13 protein-coding genes are annotated in these 14211 nt (G+C 50.1%); 6 read left to right on the top strand and 7 right to left on the bottom strand.

The window, feature by feature from the left end; genetic code table 11:
• The first annotated feature begins 209 nt into the window (after positions 1-209).
• The 4 genes from LKK83_RS18005 (at position 210) to LKK83_RS17990 (ending at position 4027) form a co-directional block, all read left to right on the top strand.
• Positions 210-1283, top strand: a complete 1074-nt coding sequence (locus LKK83_RS18005; RefSeq protein ID WP_324632646.1) for an ABC transporter substrate-binding protein — start codon at positions 210-212, stop codon at positions 1281-1283.
• Positions 1284-1310: 27 nt separating this feature from the next.
• The gene (locus LKK83_RS18000) at positions 1311-2099 is read left to right on the top strand and encodes an ABC transporter ATP-binding protein (protein ID WP_324632645.1); all 789 of its coding nucleotides are present in this window, start codon (positions 1311-1313) and stop codon (positions 2097-2099) included.
• Between the two features lie 80 nt (positions 2100-2179).
• Positions 2180-3001, top strand: coding sequence for an ABC transporter permease (locus LKK83_RS17995; protein WP_324632644.1), 822 nt, complete (start codon positions 2180-2182; stop codon positions 2999-3001).
• 51 nt (positions 3002-3052) lie between these two features.
• A complete protein-coding gene (locus LKK83_RS17990; protein ID WP_324632643.1) occupies positions 3053-4027 on the top strand; it encodes an alpha/beta hydrolase family protein in 975 nt (324 codons plus the stop codon).
• A 212-nt stretch (positions 4028-4239) separates the two neighbouring features.
• Here LKK83_RS17990 and LKK83_RS17985 read toward each other — a convergent pair whose 3' ends face one another.
• The 4 genes from LKK83_RS17985 to LKK83_RS17970 form a co-directional block, all read right to left on the bottom strand.
• Positions 4240-6798, bottom strand: coding sequence for a GAF domain-containing protein (locus LKK83_RS17985; RefSeq protein WP_324632642.1), 2559 nt, complete (start codon positions 6796-6798; stop codon positions 4240-4242).
• 207 nt (positions 6799-7005) lie between these two features.
• Positions 7006-8139 carry a glycosyltransferase gene (locus LKK83_RS17980; RefSeq protein WP_324632641.1) on the bottom strand — a complete coding sequence of 378 codons (1134 nt, stop codon included), beginning with the start codon at positions 8137-8139 and terminating at the stop codon, positions 7006-7008.
• Positions 8140-8389: 250 nt separating this feature from the next.
• Positions 8390-9541, bottom strand: coding sequence for an NAD-dependent epimerase/dehydratase family protein (locus tag LKK83_RS17975; protein ID WP_324632640.1), 1152 nt, complete (start codon positions 9539-9541; stop codon positions 8390-8392).
• A 368-nt stretch (positions 9542-9909) separates the two neighbouring features.
• Positions 9910-10518, bottom strand: coding sequence for a chromophore lyase CpcT/CpeT (locus LKK83_RS17970; RefSeq protein ID WP_324632639.1), 609 nt, complete (start codon positions 10516-10518; stop codon positions 9910-9912).
• 641 nt (positions 10519-11159) lie between these two features.
• Between LKK83_RS17970 and LKK83_RS17965 the strand changes: the two genes are divergently transcribed.
• Positions 11160-11753 carry a class I SAM-dependent DNA methyltransferase gene (locus LKK83_RS17965; RefSeq protein ID WP_324632638.1) on the top strand — a complete coding sequence of 198 codons (594 nt, stop codon included), beginning with the start codon at positions 11160-11162 and terminating at the stop codon, positions 11751-11753.
• 373 nt (positions 11754-12126) lie between these two features.
• Positions 12127-12297 carry a hypothetical protein gene (locus tag LKK83_RS17960; protein WP_324632637.1) on the top strand — a complete coding sequence of 57 codons (171 nt, stop codon included), beginning with the start codon at positions 12127-12129 and terminating at the stop codon, positions 12295-12297.
• Positions 12298-12431: 134 nt separating this feature from the next.
• On the opposite strand, the gene LKK83_RS17955 is transcribed toward LKK83_RS17960, so the two are convergent.
• The 3 genes from LKK83_RS17955 to LKK83_RS17945 are packed head-to-tail and all read right to left on the bottom strand — an operon-like array spanning position 12432 to position 13868.
• On the bottom strand, positions 12432-12773 hold the full coding sequence (locus LKK83_RS17955) for a hypothetical protein (protein ID WP_324632636.1): 342 nt from the start codon (positions 12771-12773) through the stop codon (positions 12432-12434).
• A 29-nt stretch (positions 12774-12802) separates the two neighbouring features.
• Positions 12803-13507, bottom strand: coding sequence for a hypothetical protein (locus LKK83_RS17950; RefSeq protein WP_324632635.1), 705 nt, complete (start codon positions 13505-13507; stop codon positions 12803-12805).
• Entirely contained in the window at positions 13395-13868 is a 474-nt protein-coding gene (locus LKK83_RS17945) for a hypothetical protein (protein WP_324632634.1), read from the bottom strand. The genes LKK83_RS17950 and LKK83_RS17945 overlap by 113 nt, the downstream gene beginning before the upstream one ends.
• Between the last annotated feature and the right edge of the window lie 343 nt (positions 13869-14211).

The raw sequence follows: 14211 nt of genomic DNA, 5'->3' as shown, positions 1-14211 counted from the left end.
AAACGAGCGATCGCCGGCATGTCAGCTTGCGGTCTCCCTCCTTGCTGACAAACTCAATCGCTCAATTCACCACAACTGTTATGATGAATCACAGCCCATCTCTGGTAAAATAGCAAGTCAAATATAACCCCATCCTGTCTGTCACCTCTGACTCAGGTTAACCTAGGGCGTTGTCATACAGCGAGTAATTTATATCTTAAAAAACTCTCATGCACGAGCATTATAACCTAAAACGTCGCCAATTTATTAAAATTAGCGGAATGGCGCTGGGAACTGGCCTGTTAGAAGCTTGTACCCCGACCAATAAGAATCTATCTGTTTCTCAGGCTAGTGAAAAATCTAACTCGATTAAATTGGGACTGAGTTGGAAAGCGGAAGCGGAATACGGCGGGTTTTATCAAGCAGTAGCCACTGGCATCTATCGAGACTATGGTTTAGAAGTAGAAATTCAACCCATCCCCCCCCAAGGAAATACCACGCAATTATTGATGGGGGGATTGGTTGATTTTACGATTGGGCAAGGGATTAGTACCCTGCAAGCTGTGGCACAAGGCATTCCAAAAATCACCCTTGCCGCTATCTTTCAAGATGAAATTCAAGTGTTACTCACTCATCCCGGAGTCGGAAACGACTCTTTAGATAAACTGAAGGGAAAACCCGTGTTTATTACGGCTGGACTCAGCAGCACCTATTGGCCGTTGTTGGCGAAAAAGTACGGATACACTGCCGACCAGCAACGCCCTTACAATTTCAACGTTACCCCGTTTTTAGTCAATAAAAATTCGGCGCAAGAGGGAATTTTAACGTCCGAACCTTACCTCATCGAAAAAGAAGGCGGATTTAAGCCTATCATTTTACCGTTGAAAGAAACGGGATTGAATCCTTATGCGTTTACGATTGACACCACCAAGCAATTAGTGGCGGATAACCCGAATTTGGTGGAGCGGTTTGTGGATGCTTCCATCGAAGGATGGTATAGCTATTTGGAAAATCCAGAACCGGGCAACGAACTGATAAAACAAGACAATCCGGAAATGACCGATGAGTTAATGAGCTTTGCCCTGAATAAGATAGCAGAATATGACCCGATACGCTCGGGGGATGCAAAAACGCTCGGTATCGGAGCAATGAGTGACGATCGCTGGAAAACTTTGGCAGAACAGTTAATCGAAGTTGGCGTTTTAGATGCCAACTTTAACTATAAAGATGCCTACACCTTAGAGTTTGTCAATAAAGGAGTAGACTATTACACAGAGTCAATAAAATTTATAGTAAAATGCTAAGAAAACCTGTTAAGGAATAAGCCACAAATGAAGAATACCGAAACCGCGATCGCCATTGACAATCTGAGCAAGCGTTTCAATAATGACGTGGTTGCTTTGCAAGACGTCAATCTCCACATCGAACCCTCTGATTTCCTAACGTTAGTCGGACCTTCGGGATGCGGAAAAAGTACCTTGCTGCGAATTATTGCCGGACTCAGCGATAAAAGTACCGGTGAAATCCACTGGCGCGATCGCACCTTGAAAGAGCAACTTGCTTTTGTTTTCCAAGAACCCGCATTGATGCCTTGGGCCACAGTTCGCGATAACGTTCGCTTACCGCTAAAATTGGCAGGTGTCTCGAAACAAACCGCCGATGAAACCATTGCCAAAACCCTGGAATTAGTCAACCTGGCAAATTTTGCTAAAGCGTATCCCCGCCAGCTTTCCGGTGGGATGAAAATGCGGGTTTCAATTGCCCGGGCATTGGTAACAGAACCCAATATTTTGCTGATGGATGAACCGTTTGGCGCATTGGATGATATTACCCGCACGAATCTCAATGACGAATTACTTTCTTTGTGGAACCAACAGCGTCCCACGGTGGTTTTCGTGACTCATAATATTTACGAAGCGGTTTATTTATCTAAGCGCGTGGTGGTGATGGCGGCGCGCCCCGGACGAGCGATCGCCGAAATTCCCATTGACGAACCCTTACCGCGCACGGGAGCATTTCGCACCTCAGAAGCTTATCTGGAATATTGCCGGGAAGTGTCTGCGGCGTTGTCCCAAGCAATGGACTCCCAACCGCGATCGCCCGTTGGATTTGCCGGCTAATCGGCGTTGCTGTGCCCCGGAATCGCGGCGATCGCCTGACCTTCATTCTACCACAATTCACCTCCAATTCACCACCTAATATGAAAAAAGATATCGCCTCTTTCCTCAGCAAAATCAACTGGAAGCAGTGGTTTTCTCTGGATACCATCGCGCCGATTATCGTGGGCATCCTCGTGTTGCTGACCTGGGAAATTGCCGTGCGCGTCACCAACACCCCCGTTTATCTCTTGCCCGGTCCCCTGCTGATATTCAAAACCCTGATAAAAGATTGGAATATTTTATTTCCCGCGTTACTCATTACCATAAAAATTACCGTAGTGGCATTTTTAACCGCTGCTGGTTCTGGATTGCTCATTGCAATTCTCATGTCACAAAGTAAGTGGATCGAAAAGAGCCTCTATCCTTACGCGATCGTGCTGCAAACCACCCCAATTGTGGCGATCGCACCGTTAATCATTATCTGGTTCAAAAATAATACCTTCGCCGCCTTAGTCCTTTGTGCCTGGATTGTCGCCTTCTTCCCGATTATTTCCAATACCACCTTTGGCTTAAACAGCGTCGATCCGAACTTAAAAGATTTATTTCGCCTGTACCAAGCCTCCCGCTGGCAAACCATGTTGTATTTGCGACTTCCCAGTGCCTTACCTTACTTTTTATCCGGATTGCGAATTAGCGGCGGATTAGCCTTAATCGGTGCCGTGGTGGCGGAATTTGTGGCCGGGACGGGGGGAGCAAATTCCGGCATTGCCTATCAAATGTTAATGGCCAGTTACAATCTGCAAATTCCCCGCCTATTTGCCGCCTTATTTATGGTGACGGTGCTGGGAATTCTCATTTTTGCCCTCTTGTCGCGCTTATCGGATTTCCTCTTAGGCGAATGGCATGAAAGTTCGGTAAAATAATAGAAAACCCCCGGTAAATTTTATCCAATCCTTTCGTTTCCTGAGCAGAAAATGACTTTAATCGCTTCTCGAGGTTCTTGCGTGGCGGTAATAGGCGCTGTATTGCTTGCGGGCTGCACTAATCTTCCAGTGGTAGCCACAACGCCTGAACCGCTGTTTGATACCGTTACTCGGTTTGAGACCACGATTCCCACGGCGAATGGGGCGGAGGATGCAGCGGATATTTACTATCCCGGTGCTTCCGAAGCGGTTTCTCTGCCATTGGCCCTATTGTTACCCGGAGGGCTGGTGGATAAGGCGGAGTATTCTGACTTTGCGAGCATGGTTGCTGGCTATGGGTTTGTGGTTGTTGTCCCCAATCGATTCCGGAGTGTGCCCAACCCCGTTTCGGGAGAAGATTTTTCCGGGCTAATTGCTCAGGTCGAGCAGGTGAATGACGTGCTAAACTACGTTGAAGCGGAAAACGCTCGCCCGGAGTCTCCCCTGCGAGACCGGGTGGATGTATCGCAACTCGGCTTGCTCGGACATTCGTGGGGAGGAGCGGTGGGACTGGCCGCGATTCAAAATCTCTGCCTTCCCTTGCTTTGTACCGAGTCTTTTGAAAGGCCAAAGGCGCTCAAAGCTGGTGTGTTTTATGGAACCACATTTCGGGACCAAAGTCAAGAAGAGGTGGTGATTTTACCGGTGGCAAATCAGGGGATTCCGATTGGGTTAATTGCAGGCGATCGCGACGGGGTGGTTCGCGGTGCAATGGATGCAGTTGCACAGACCTACGAGAACATTCAAGACCCCCCCAAAGCCCTGATTACCCTGCGCGGGGCGAACCACTACAGCATTACCAATGAAGATAGCAACCGGGACCGGGTTCGTTCAACTCTCGACCAAGAGGTGGCGACAGAAACCATTGCCCGATGGAGTGGCTTATTTTTGCGCGCCCATTTGCTGGAGGATTCTGAAGCCTGGAATTATATTTACCAGAGCGGCGATCGCCTCGACCCAAATGTTGATGTTGAAAGCATCCCATAACTGGGCGTCAAGTGACCTACTCGCGACACCGATCCAAGCATACTGTGTTAGCTTCTCCCACCGTCAGGGTTTTACCACTGGCTACCGGGTGCGAGGTATTATCGTAAGGAGACGCCGGCTCTCCCTTTAAAAATCTGCTTCTGGATTAACGCCCACCCCCTACCCTTCTAAAGTGTCTTTGCACACCGAGGTCAGCCGGAGTTGGGATGAGATTATTTCGTGGTCATGGTATGCACGCCATCCCAATCCTCTGGCGGTGGATTTTGCAGATAATCCCGCGCTCTTTGCAGGTGAAGTTCCACCGGTCGATCGCCCGGTTCGAGCTGTTGTGCGGCTTCAAAATGGATAATGGCGCGCTGGAAATCCCGGGCCACATAGGCTTGACGTCCCAGGCGATACAGTTCCAAAAACTGCTCTTTTTCGGCATCTAGCGGGGTAGAGCGATAGCCGATTAATTCGTAAATGCTCACCGCCTTATTTTTCCCTTTAACCCGAATTTTATCTAACTCCCGCACGGTGATGCGATCGCTGCATAGGACGTAAGTTGGCTCGCTTAATATAATATCGCACTTATACTCCTTGGTGACGCTTTCCAAGCGGGCGCTCAAGTTCACCCCATCCCCAATCACGGTATAGTCCATGCGTTTTTGACTGCCAATATTTCCGGAAACCACTTCCCCGGAACTAATCCCAATCCCGATCCGGATGGTATGCTCGCTTTGGCGGCGGTTAAACTCGCGCAGGCGGCGGCGCATATCCAGAGCCGACTGTACTGCTTTCCAAGCATGTTCCTCCAAAGGCAGGGGCGCGCCAAACACCGCCATCAGGGCATCCCCGATAAACTTATCCAAAGTGCCATCATAATTAAACACCGCTTCCACCATCGTCTCGAAATACTGATTCAGCAGAGACACCACCTCAGAGGCTTCTAAATTCTCCGTCAGGGTCGTATAGCCGCGAATATCCGAGAACAGAATAGTCACTTCCTTGCGTTCTCCCACCATCAGGGAATCTTCCCCCAGGGCCATCACTCGTTCGGCGACTCCTGGAGTCATGTAGCGATACATGGTAGTTTTCATCCGCTTTTCCCGACTGATATCTTCCAGGACTACCAATCCGCCGCGCACCCCGCCTTCCGGGTTAGTGAGGGGATTCACCGTCAGATTGATGCTGCGCTCGATTTCTTTGACTTGACTTTTATGCACTGGTGTGCTTGGGGCAGCCTCGGCATCAGGGTCGGCGGCGCGATCGTTCCACAGGATGTAATACTCCGGATTGTGCCGATCGCGAATAGCTAGCAGATGATTTTCCCCCTCCGAGGTTTCCGACTCCACAATTCCCACCAATAAACTCTGTTCGGGCACGTAATGTTTTGCCCCCTGTTGCAGGCTATCTTCCACGCGAAATTGCAGATTTTCAATCGGCACCACATCCCACAAATAGCGCCCTTGCAATTTGCTTTCCCAAAACAACAATTGTTCCTGATTGTCTCGGGGAACCGGACAGCCTAACAACTCCAACGCCGCTTCATTAATCGTCACGATGCGCCCCGCCATATCCGTAGAAATCACCGCATCGGAAAGACTTTCCAAAATATCCTTTTGATACTGCTTTTCGAGCAGAACATTTTCAAACAACTGGGCATTTTGCAACGCGATGCCCGCCTGAGCGTTAAAAGCGCGCAAAAAAGCCTCGTCCGACGTATTAAAACTGCCTTTGTGCTTGTTAATCAGTTGAGTAACGCCGATTAATTCTCCCGAGGCATTAAACACCGGCATGCAGAGAATGTTGCGAGTTTTGTACCCGGTTTTGCGATCGGTGGTGGGGTCGAAGCGGGGGTCTTGATAGGCATCCACAATGTTGAGCGTTTGGCCGGTGGAAGCCACATAGCCGGCAATCCCTTTATCGGCACTAATCCGAATTTCCATTAAAGTTGAGCCATCGGCGGACGCCACTTTCGTCCACAGTTCGCCGGTTTGCTTGCACAGTAAAAACAGAGTGCTGCGATCGGCCTGCATTAAGTCCTTCGCCCGGTCCATTACCGATCGCAAAGTCGTTTCTAAATCCAGACTTTGACCCAGAGTCGTGGTTGCTTCCAACAAGGCGCTGACCCCGCGCTGATTGCGGGCGGCGACATAAAACGACTGACAGCTTTCTAGAATAATTCCGATGGAAGTAGCAAACCCGCCAAACTGCAATTCATCTTCGCTGGTAAACGGCACCTCACCGGCTTTGTTGAGCATCTGCACCACCGCCACCACTTGTTCGGGGTCTTTGCTACTAAAAATTGGCTGACACAGCAGACTGCTAATTTTATCGATTCCCGGGGGTTTGTCTACTTCGGCGCTAAATAACTCGTGGTTTTCGGCATCGGCAATTTTCACCCCCACCCCGGTGGTGGCGACGTGACCCAAAATCCCCACATTCATCGGCACGCGAATTTCGGTGGTTTTTCCGGTGGCGTCTTCGCTAATTTTGGACCAAAGTTGGGCTTGGTCTAAATTGACCAAAAAAATGGTGGTGCGATCGGCTTGCAGGATTTGACTGATTTTTAACGTGAAGGCATCGAGGAGTTGCTCGAGCAGGGTTTCGAGCGCTTCGTTATTAATCAGGTCGATGGCGAGCAGACATTGCTGAAACTCGGCGGTAATAAAATCAAGGATGCAGACAAATTCTGTTACCTCCATATCCTTGACTCGGCGGGTCAGCTCACCCATCCGACCGACTCGCGTCAATGTAGCCAGTACGCTACCACTACCAGAAAATGTCATTGCAATTAGGACGCCACTGTTTGCCGCTCAGTTGAGACCGACCCCAGGTTTTTTAATTCTCTCTGGAGTTGGCCTTTTACTATGGTACGCTATGCGGACCGAATCTGTAGAAGTCAGGGTGAGGGGGAAGAATGGGGGATTGAGAATTGAGCGGGGGTGGGAGGGTGGCGGCTCAATTCTCAATCGGGTCTTGGTGGGGGCGGTGCCTCAAGCGGCGAGGGGCAAGCGAGTGCTATCGAGGACCGATTGATAGTACCGTCGCAGTTGCGCGGTGGCGGCGGCCCATCCCCAGCGTTCGGCTTCCCGGCGGGCGTTGTTTCGCAGGGTTTGCCGTTCGATTTGGTTGGCGAGAAGGCGTTGGGTAGCGGCGATCGCGCCATCTTCGGCTTCTGGATCGAATAAGTACCCGTTCGCCCCATCGGTGACAATATCGAGAATGCCTCCTCGGGCGGCAGCTACTACGGGACAGCCGGCGGCCATTGCTTCTAACAATACCAGTCCCAGGGTTTCGGTGCGCGAGGGAAAGATAAAGGCGTCAGCGGAAGCAAAGGCACTGGCGAGTTCTTTACCGTGCAGATAGCCGACGAAGTGGGTGGGGGTGCCGGCAAAATGCTGTTCGAGTTGCTGTCGGTTCGGTCCGTCGCCGACTAATGCCAAGCGGGCATCGGGAATGGCTTCTAGGACTGGTTTGATGCGATCGATTTCTTTTTCGGCCCCGAGGCGTCCTACGAATAAGAGCAGGGGACTTTGGGGATGACCTTGGGTGAGGCGATCGCGCATTTCTGAATTGGCTAAACTGGGTTGGAATAGCTCGGTATCTACGCCGCGCTGCCACAGGTCTACTCGTTCGATGGCGTGGTTTCGCAGTTCTTCTACCATTGCCATTGAGGTGCAGAGGTTGAGTTCGGCTTGATTGTGCGCTCCTTTGAGGAATTCCCACAAAATCGGTTCGAGCATTCCTAAGCCGTAATGGTGCAAGTATTGGGGTAGGTGGGTATGGTAGGAGGCGACTAAGGGAATTCGCAGGGATTTGGCGTAATAAATGCCGCCTAATCCCAATACGGCGGGGTTGACTACGTGAATTAAGTCGGGCTGGAATTGTTCGATCGCTCGCCGTAAGGAGGGGGTGGGAAATGCCAGTTTTAGTTCGGGATAAAGGGGTAAGGGATAACCGGCGACTCCATGAACTTTTGCCCCTTTGTATTCGCTGATGCCGTAATCTGGGGAGACTACTAGCACTTCATCCCCAGCGCGTTGCAGTTGTTCGACGGTGTGACACAGGCGCGTGACGATGCCATCGACTTTGGGATAAAAGGTTTCGGTAAAAAGCGCTATTCTCATTTTTGAATTTTGAATGCGTTAGTGCGATCGCCGTTCTCGGGTTTTTTTTGGGGTTCGGGAGCAGTTTCGCCCGGGAATGGGGGAAATCTTCGCGCCAGTGGCGAGATTTGCCCCGGGGTGGAACCCCGCTCCAGGTGGCTGTTGGAGGGGGTTTTTTAGGCCGCTATTCTTCCGCTCCGGTGTCGGGGTTGTGGCACAAGGAGCTTGGCGATCGCGCCGCGAAACTCCTTGCTTTTTTGTCGGAAATGTGCTATCGACGCCAAGAGACTTTTGGCAGAATTTGATTTTTGTCCACGCGGTGCTGGTATTTGATGGCGAAGTTAAGCAGGGAGTCGAGTAGGGAGTCGGAGAGATAATGGGGTTGTAAGCCTAAGTCGAGCAGTTTGGTGTTTTTGGCGTTGAAGTAGTGTTCTTCGAGTTCGACTCTGGGGTTCTCGAGGTGGTTGATTTCCACATGGAGTCCCATTGAAATGGCCGCTTGTTTGACTTTGATGGCTAACTCGCCGACGTTGAAGAGTTCGGTAAATTGGTTGAAGACCCGGAATTGGCCGGCGTCTGCGGGGTTGGCGATCGCCAGTTCGATGCAGCGCACGGTGTCGCGAATGTCCAGGAATCCTCGGGTTTGTCCGCCTTTCCCGTACACCGTCAGGGGGTGGCCTACGGCGGCTTGAATGCAGAAGCGGTTCAGGGCGGTGCCAAATACGCCATCGTAGTCGAGGCGGTTGATTAGCATCTCATCCATGCCGGTTTGTTCGGTGAGAACGCCGTACACCACGCCCTGGTTTAAGTCCGTGGCGCGCAATCCCCAGATTTTACAGGCAAATTGGATGTTATGGCTATCGTGAACCTTACTTAAGTGATAATAGCTGCCCGGTTGCTTGGGATACGGTAGGGTATCCTTGCGCCCGTTGTGTTCGATGGTGATATAACCTTCTTCAATGTCGATGTTTGGTGTACCGTACTCGCCCATCGTTCCCAGTTTGACGAGGTGGCACTCTGGGAAGTCTTCTTTCATCGCGTAGAGCAGATTCAGGGTGCCGACGACGTTGTTCACTTGTGTGAGGACGGCATGTTCCCGGTCGATCATGGAGAAGGGGGCCGATCGCTGTTCGCCAAAGTGAACGATCGCTTGGGGTTCAAATTGATGCAGGGCTTTGCTCAGAAAGCTGTAGTCGGTGATATCGCCTACAAATAAATCGATGGATTTGCCGGTGATATCCTTCCAGCGCTGCAGCCGTTGTTGAATCGGTGCGATCGGGGTGAGGGTTTCTACGCATAGCTGCGAATCCCAGTGCCGACGCACTAAACTATCTAAGATTCCGACTTCGTAACCTCTCGAGCAGAGGTAAAGTGCGGTTGCCCAACCGCAATAGCCGTCACCACCAATAACCAGAACTTTCATAAGTTGATGATTTTTGCTTGCCAATACTCGGTAACTCTATCAGGTTTGTGTACCCCATGACATATTTAGATTCTCTAAGTTGCATGGGGTTCGATCGCCCTTGAAGGGTGGGGGTTTGATGCGGGAAAACTGCTGTTTTTTCCCCCTGCAGTTGACCGGCGCGATCGCCCGAGAATTAACGATTGGGTAAGTTCTCGCCCAAAATTATCAGCTTTACTTATCGTTACCCCCACCCCTGCTGTGTATTCCAGTTAACAATTCCCCGATCGCTGGGGGGATTGGCGATCGCAATTGCGATCGCTCTGGCAACTCACCCCCCGCTGCAAATCCCACTCTCCCACCCTATTTCCCCGGAAGGGAGTGGCGGGTTAATTTGCTTGCGGACCTGATTGCACCTCCGAGGCAAAACTGGCTAACCGTTTTGTAAACACAAATGGACCGGCAAGTGCTCCCCAAACATGCTCGTCGGTTTCCGGATCCCTGCCGCGATCGTGACTGGTAAAAATCTCCGGATCGATTTCAAATTCGCTATCGAGATAGGTGGTTTTGCCTTTGCGAACCACAATGCATCCTTTTCCCGGTTCCACTTTGCCTTTAAAGCTGTTTCCCGTCCATTCGGTGATGAATGTCGAACCGGGTATTTTTTCCAGCATTTCCCGGGTCAACCCCTGCAGGCGCACCGGATCGCGCGCCCCCCCGTAAAAGGATTCTTCCGAAGCAAGTTTGTAGTTTTCGATGTGAATGCGATCGCCCACCGGCACTAACTTTAACACCCGCACCCGATAGGGAGTCTGGAGCATGTAATCATAAGCTTGTTCTAAATAAAGACTCACCCCATCCACCAGGGAATAGGGCAAAGGTCGCATACAGACCCGAATGTGGGCGAAAAACGGCGGATTTTCGATCGCTTGTTCTTGATTGCTGAAATCAGCCGCCATCCAGCGCGCCAACGTCAGAATATCCGTGGAATGAGTCATTTCTATTTTCTAGGACTTTCCAGCATTACCTATCAAATTATCCCAAGAATCGGTCATTGGTCATTTGTCCTCAGTCCTTTGTCATTGGTCATTGGTCATTGGTCATTGGTTGTTGGTCATTGGTCATTGGTCATTGGTCATTGGTCATTGGTTGTTGGTTCAAGCGTAGGGTGCGTGACCCCCGCCACCCGATTCGTGGCACATCAAAAAAACCGCCGGGGGTCACGCACCACCCCCGCTGGAAGGGCATGGTCAACGAACAAACCCCACCTACGCGGACTAATTTAACGGAATCCCCATCACAAATAACAAATAACAAATGACAAATGACAAATGACAAATGACAAATAACAAACAGCACCACCCCCGCTGGAAGAGTGTGGTAAACGAACAAACCCCACCTACGCAAACTAATTTAACGGAATCCCCATCACAAATAACAAATAACAAATGACAGAGGTGGACAATTTCATTCCAGAATTATTAGCCCATTCTTCTTCCCTAGAATTCTCATCAGCCTGTGCGTCCATCAGAGTGCCTTCCGGTTGTCTTGAGGTTGAAAATCGCCCAGGTTTGCTTGCTGATTGTCTCTCTTGTCTCTATAATGCGATCGTATTAATTAAAATCTGGGATAAATAAAAATGCCGACTAAAACCTCTGCTGAGGAGTTTTACGATAGGTTTGCCTCCACCTACGACGAGGCTGTAAAATCTCCTAAATTTGACGCTCGCCATCTTGATGAAGGGGCTAAACTTTTTCAAAAGTACGTTCCCTCGACGAGAGGTAGCATTCTCGATATCGGCTGTGGAACGGGTTTGTTAAAAGAGTTACTTCCGGGAGAATTTGACTATACGGGAATTGACGTTTCCCACAATATGCTCGAGCGCGCCGCCCAGCGAGGCTATACCATCATTCACGAACCCGTTGAAGAAGCCCTTCCCAAACTTCCAAATCGTTCATACGACTTCGTGTTGGCGTTAAGTTCTTTGCTGTGCGTTAAAAATATCCACCCCGTTATCGCCCATATTGACCGAATTGCCCGCCAGTCAATTCTCTTGAGTCTCGACCAGGTGACAGAAGAGTACAAACGCAATTGTGTTGTGCCAGTTTACGACCATTCCCAACTCGACTTCCCCCACGCCAAAGAGGATTATTTTATCCAGGGATGGACTTCTCCAACTACAGGAATTACCATCCAGACCCGAATGGTCTATATCGAAAAAGCTCAGGTTTAGGGTGCGTGACCCCCGCCACCCAATTGGTTGGTGATTGGTGATTGGTGATTGGTCATTGGTGATTGGTCATTGGTTCAAGCGTAGGGTGCGTAACCCCCGCCACCCGATTCGTGGCACATCAGACAAATAACCGCCGGGGGTGACACAGCAACCCCGCCACCCGATTCATGGGAAAAAAGCCCCGCACCCTAGAAGGGTGTGGTAAACGAACCTAGCCCACCTACGCGGACTAATTTAACGGAATCGCGATCGCAAATGACCAGACCTACGAACAAATGACCAATGACCAATAACCAATAACTCCTACTCCCGTGCAAGCTGCTGCGCTTTCACTTCCGGATCGAAATCTAACTGGGGATTCCACCGCAACGCCTTGCGGAAACTCGCCGCCCTGGCTGAAACTGGCGCTGTTGAGCGCACCCTGATGGTGAGTTGCGCCACCAGCTTGCCACAGCGGTTCCACACCCGGGCGGTTTTGTCATCTGAGGTAGTGACGATGCCCGCCGCGTCGGGCCTGAAACTGGCGCTATTGACCCTATTCTAATGCTGGAGTTGATTGCGCTCCCGAATGTCAAGGAGTTTGGCATGCAATGCGACCATTGGCCTCATAATGGGATAGTTGGCGAGGGAACGCTTGTCTCCCGCTAGAACCTTTAAGTCTTGCCCCGCAGCGATCGCTTAAACCAATCCATCGATGGAGTACACTTCAAATGTTCGCAGAGCATTCAACCCTTGGCGTTCGATGCGCGTTCCCTCTCGGGATTCCCCTAGGGTTTGAGTGGTTTTCAGTGCGAATCCGTCAGCGATTCCGGCAGCAATTAAGAAAACAGTAAAAATGCCGGTGCCTATGCGAATTCGGTGGGTTGCTTTCTGATTCTCGTCCTCTAATCTTTGCTTTGCCCGTTTCGTTTGTTCTAACTCCTCCTGGGTCTGCAGGCGCTGCTTTCTTTCTCGTTCCAGTTCTACACGACAGTCCACAGTTATCCGTTCCAAGGTTTCGCCACCCAAAGGAAATTGCATTTCCTCCATAATCCAGGCATTTAATAATTTTAGCAAATGCCGCAGGTGACCCCCGCTGACTCGACACAGGCTATCCAAGGTTTCCGCACTTTCAAAAATCCTGGAATTGTCCCTAACCGCTGTTGTTCGTCCCAGTGGGAAAATGTCCGCGCCAGAACCATTTGTCGCAGCAGTTTCATCCCCCCTTCATGGTTATTCCTGGCGGGCGATCGCACTGGCACCATTGGCAACACTTTTGGGTCGTCAAATCGCTGAGTGAGATTGGCATAACTATTAGAAAACTTCAGCGCCAAGGGCATGGTGTACACCAGATGACAGTGCAACTTTTTAAAATATTCCCCTTGGTCTACAAACAGATATTCTTGTTGCGGCTTTCCCCAAGCTTTGGCACGGTTATCGATGCGATCGAGATTGTCCACAATCGCCACTAATCCTTTTTTGCCTTGCGCTTTTAATTTGGCGATTGTCGATTCGAGCAATTCGGTATTAATCGCCTCGATTAACTGAGTTTTTCGCGGCCCTAAAAACTGATTCAGTCCCTCCCGCAGCTTCGCATCATCTTTCGCTTTCGCGGTAATTTCGCCAATTCCCAACCTTAGGGTAAACTTATTCCCGTCACCGCTAATTCCCACATCTCCCACACCGGGAATTTTGCCTTTCACCCCGGTAACTTCGGCATTGAAAACCCGCCATGCACCTTGCAGCAATTCCTTGAGTTTCTTCGGTTCCTCCAAGGTAATACTGTCCAAACTTTGACTGATGCGACGGGCGATCCAACACATAAACCGTATCCACATCATTTAATTCCAAGTCTTCACTGGACTCAAAGTACACCACATAAAATCCCTCAGTTTCCAATTCCATTTTCAGCCGCAGGAGTTCGGTAGATTTTCCACAGCCAATATGTCCGATAAATAAGGCAAAAGTGGGTTTATCTAGGTCGAAAAACGTAATTTTTTTCTTCAGTTTCTCGATCGTGTCGCCGCCGCGCACCGCCGCAAAATCGATATAATATTTTTTATCCTCAGCATTGGCTACCACCAGCGCTTTATCGGGGTTAGTGGCGCGATAAAAATCGCGAATATCTGGAATCATGGCATGTTTGCGTTTAACTGACACCTATAGAGTCGTATTATAAAATAAGGTTCTACCGAACTTACTATGGAAAGTTGCAGCCAAAAACGCAATCAAACCTTTGCCAGCAGCAATATTGAATCCTCTGCTAATTTCTTTCCTTATCAAGAACAGGCAAGGCTGGCCTAAAACGCTCTCGTAGCAAGTGTTTTCCTGTCTGATGCGCGAGGATTTTACATACCAGGTTCGGTAGAACCTAGTTTTTTTTCAACCCGGGATTAGACTGCTGGCGAAATAACCATTAAGCCAACGCAATGGTTTTTTTCCAGCCCGAGATTGGACTATTGGCGAAATAACCATTAAG

This window comes from Phormidium sp. CCY1219, from assembly GCF_035615515.1.
In the GTDB taxonomy this organism is placed as follows: Bacteria; Cyanobacteriota; Cyanobacteriia; order Cyanobacteriales; family Laspinemataceae; genus CCY1219.
The sequence above is the reverse complement of the archived record's forward strand: the minus strand, read 5'-3'. Positions and strand labels throughout refer to the sequence as shown.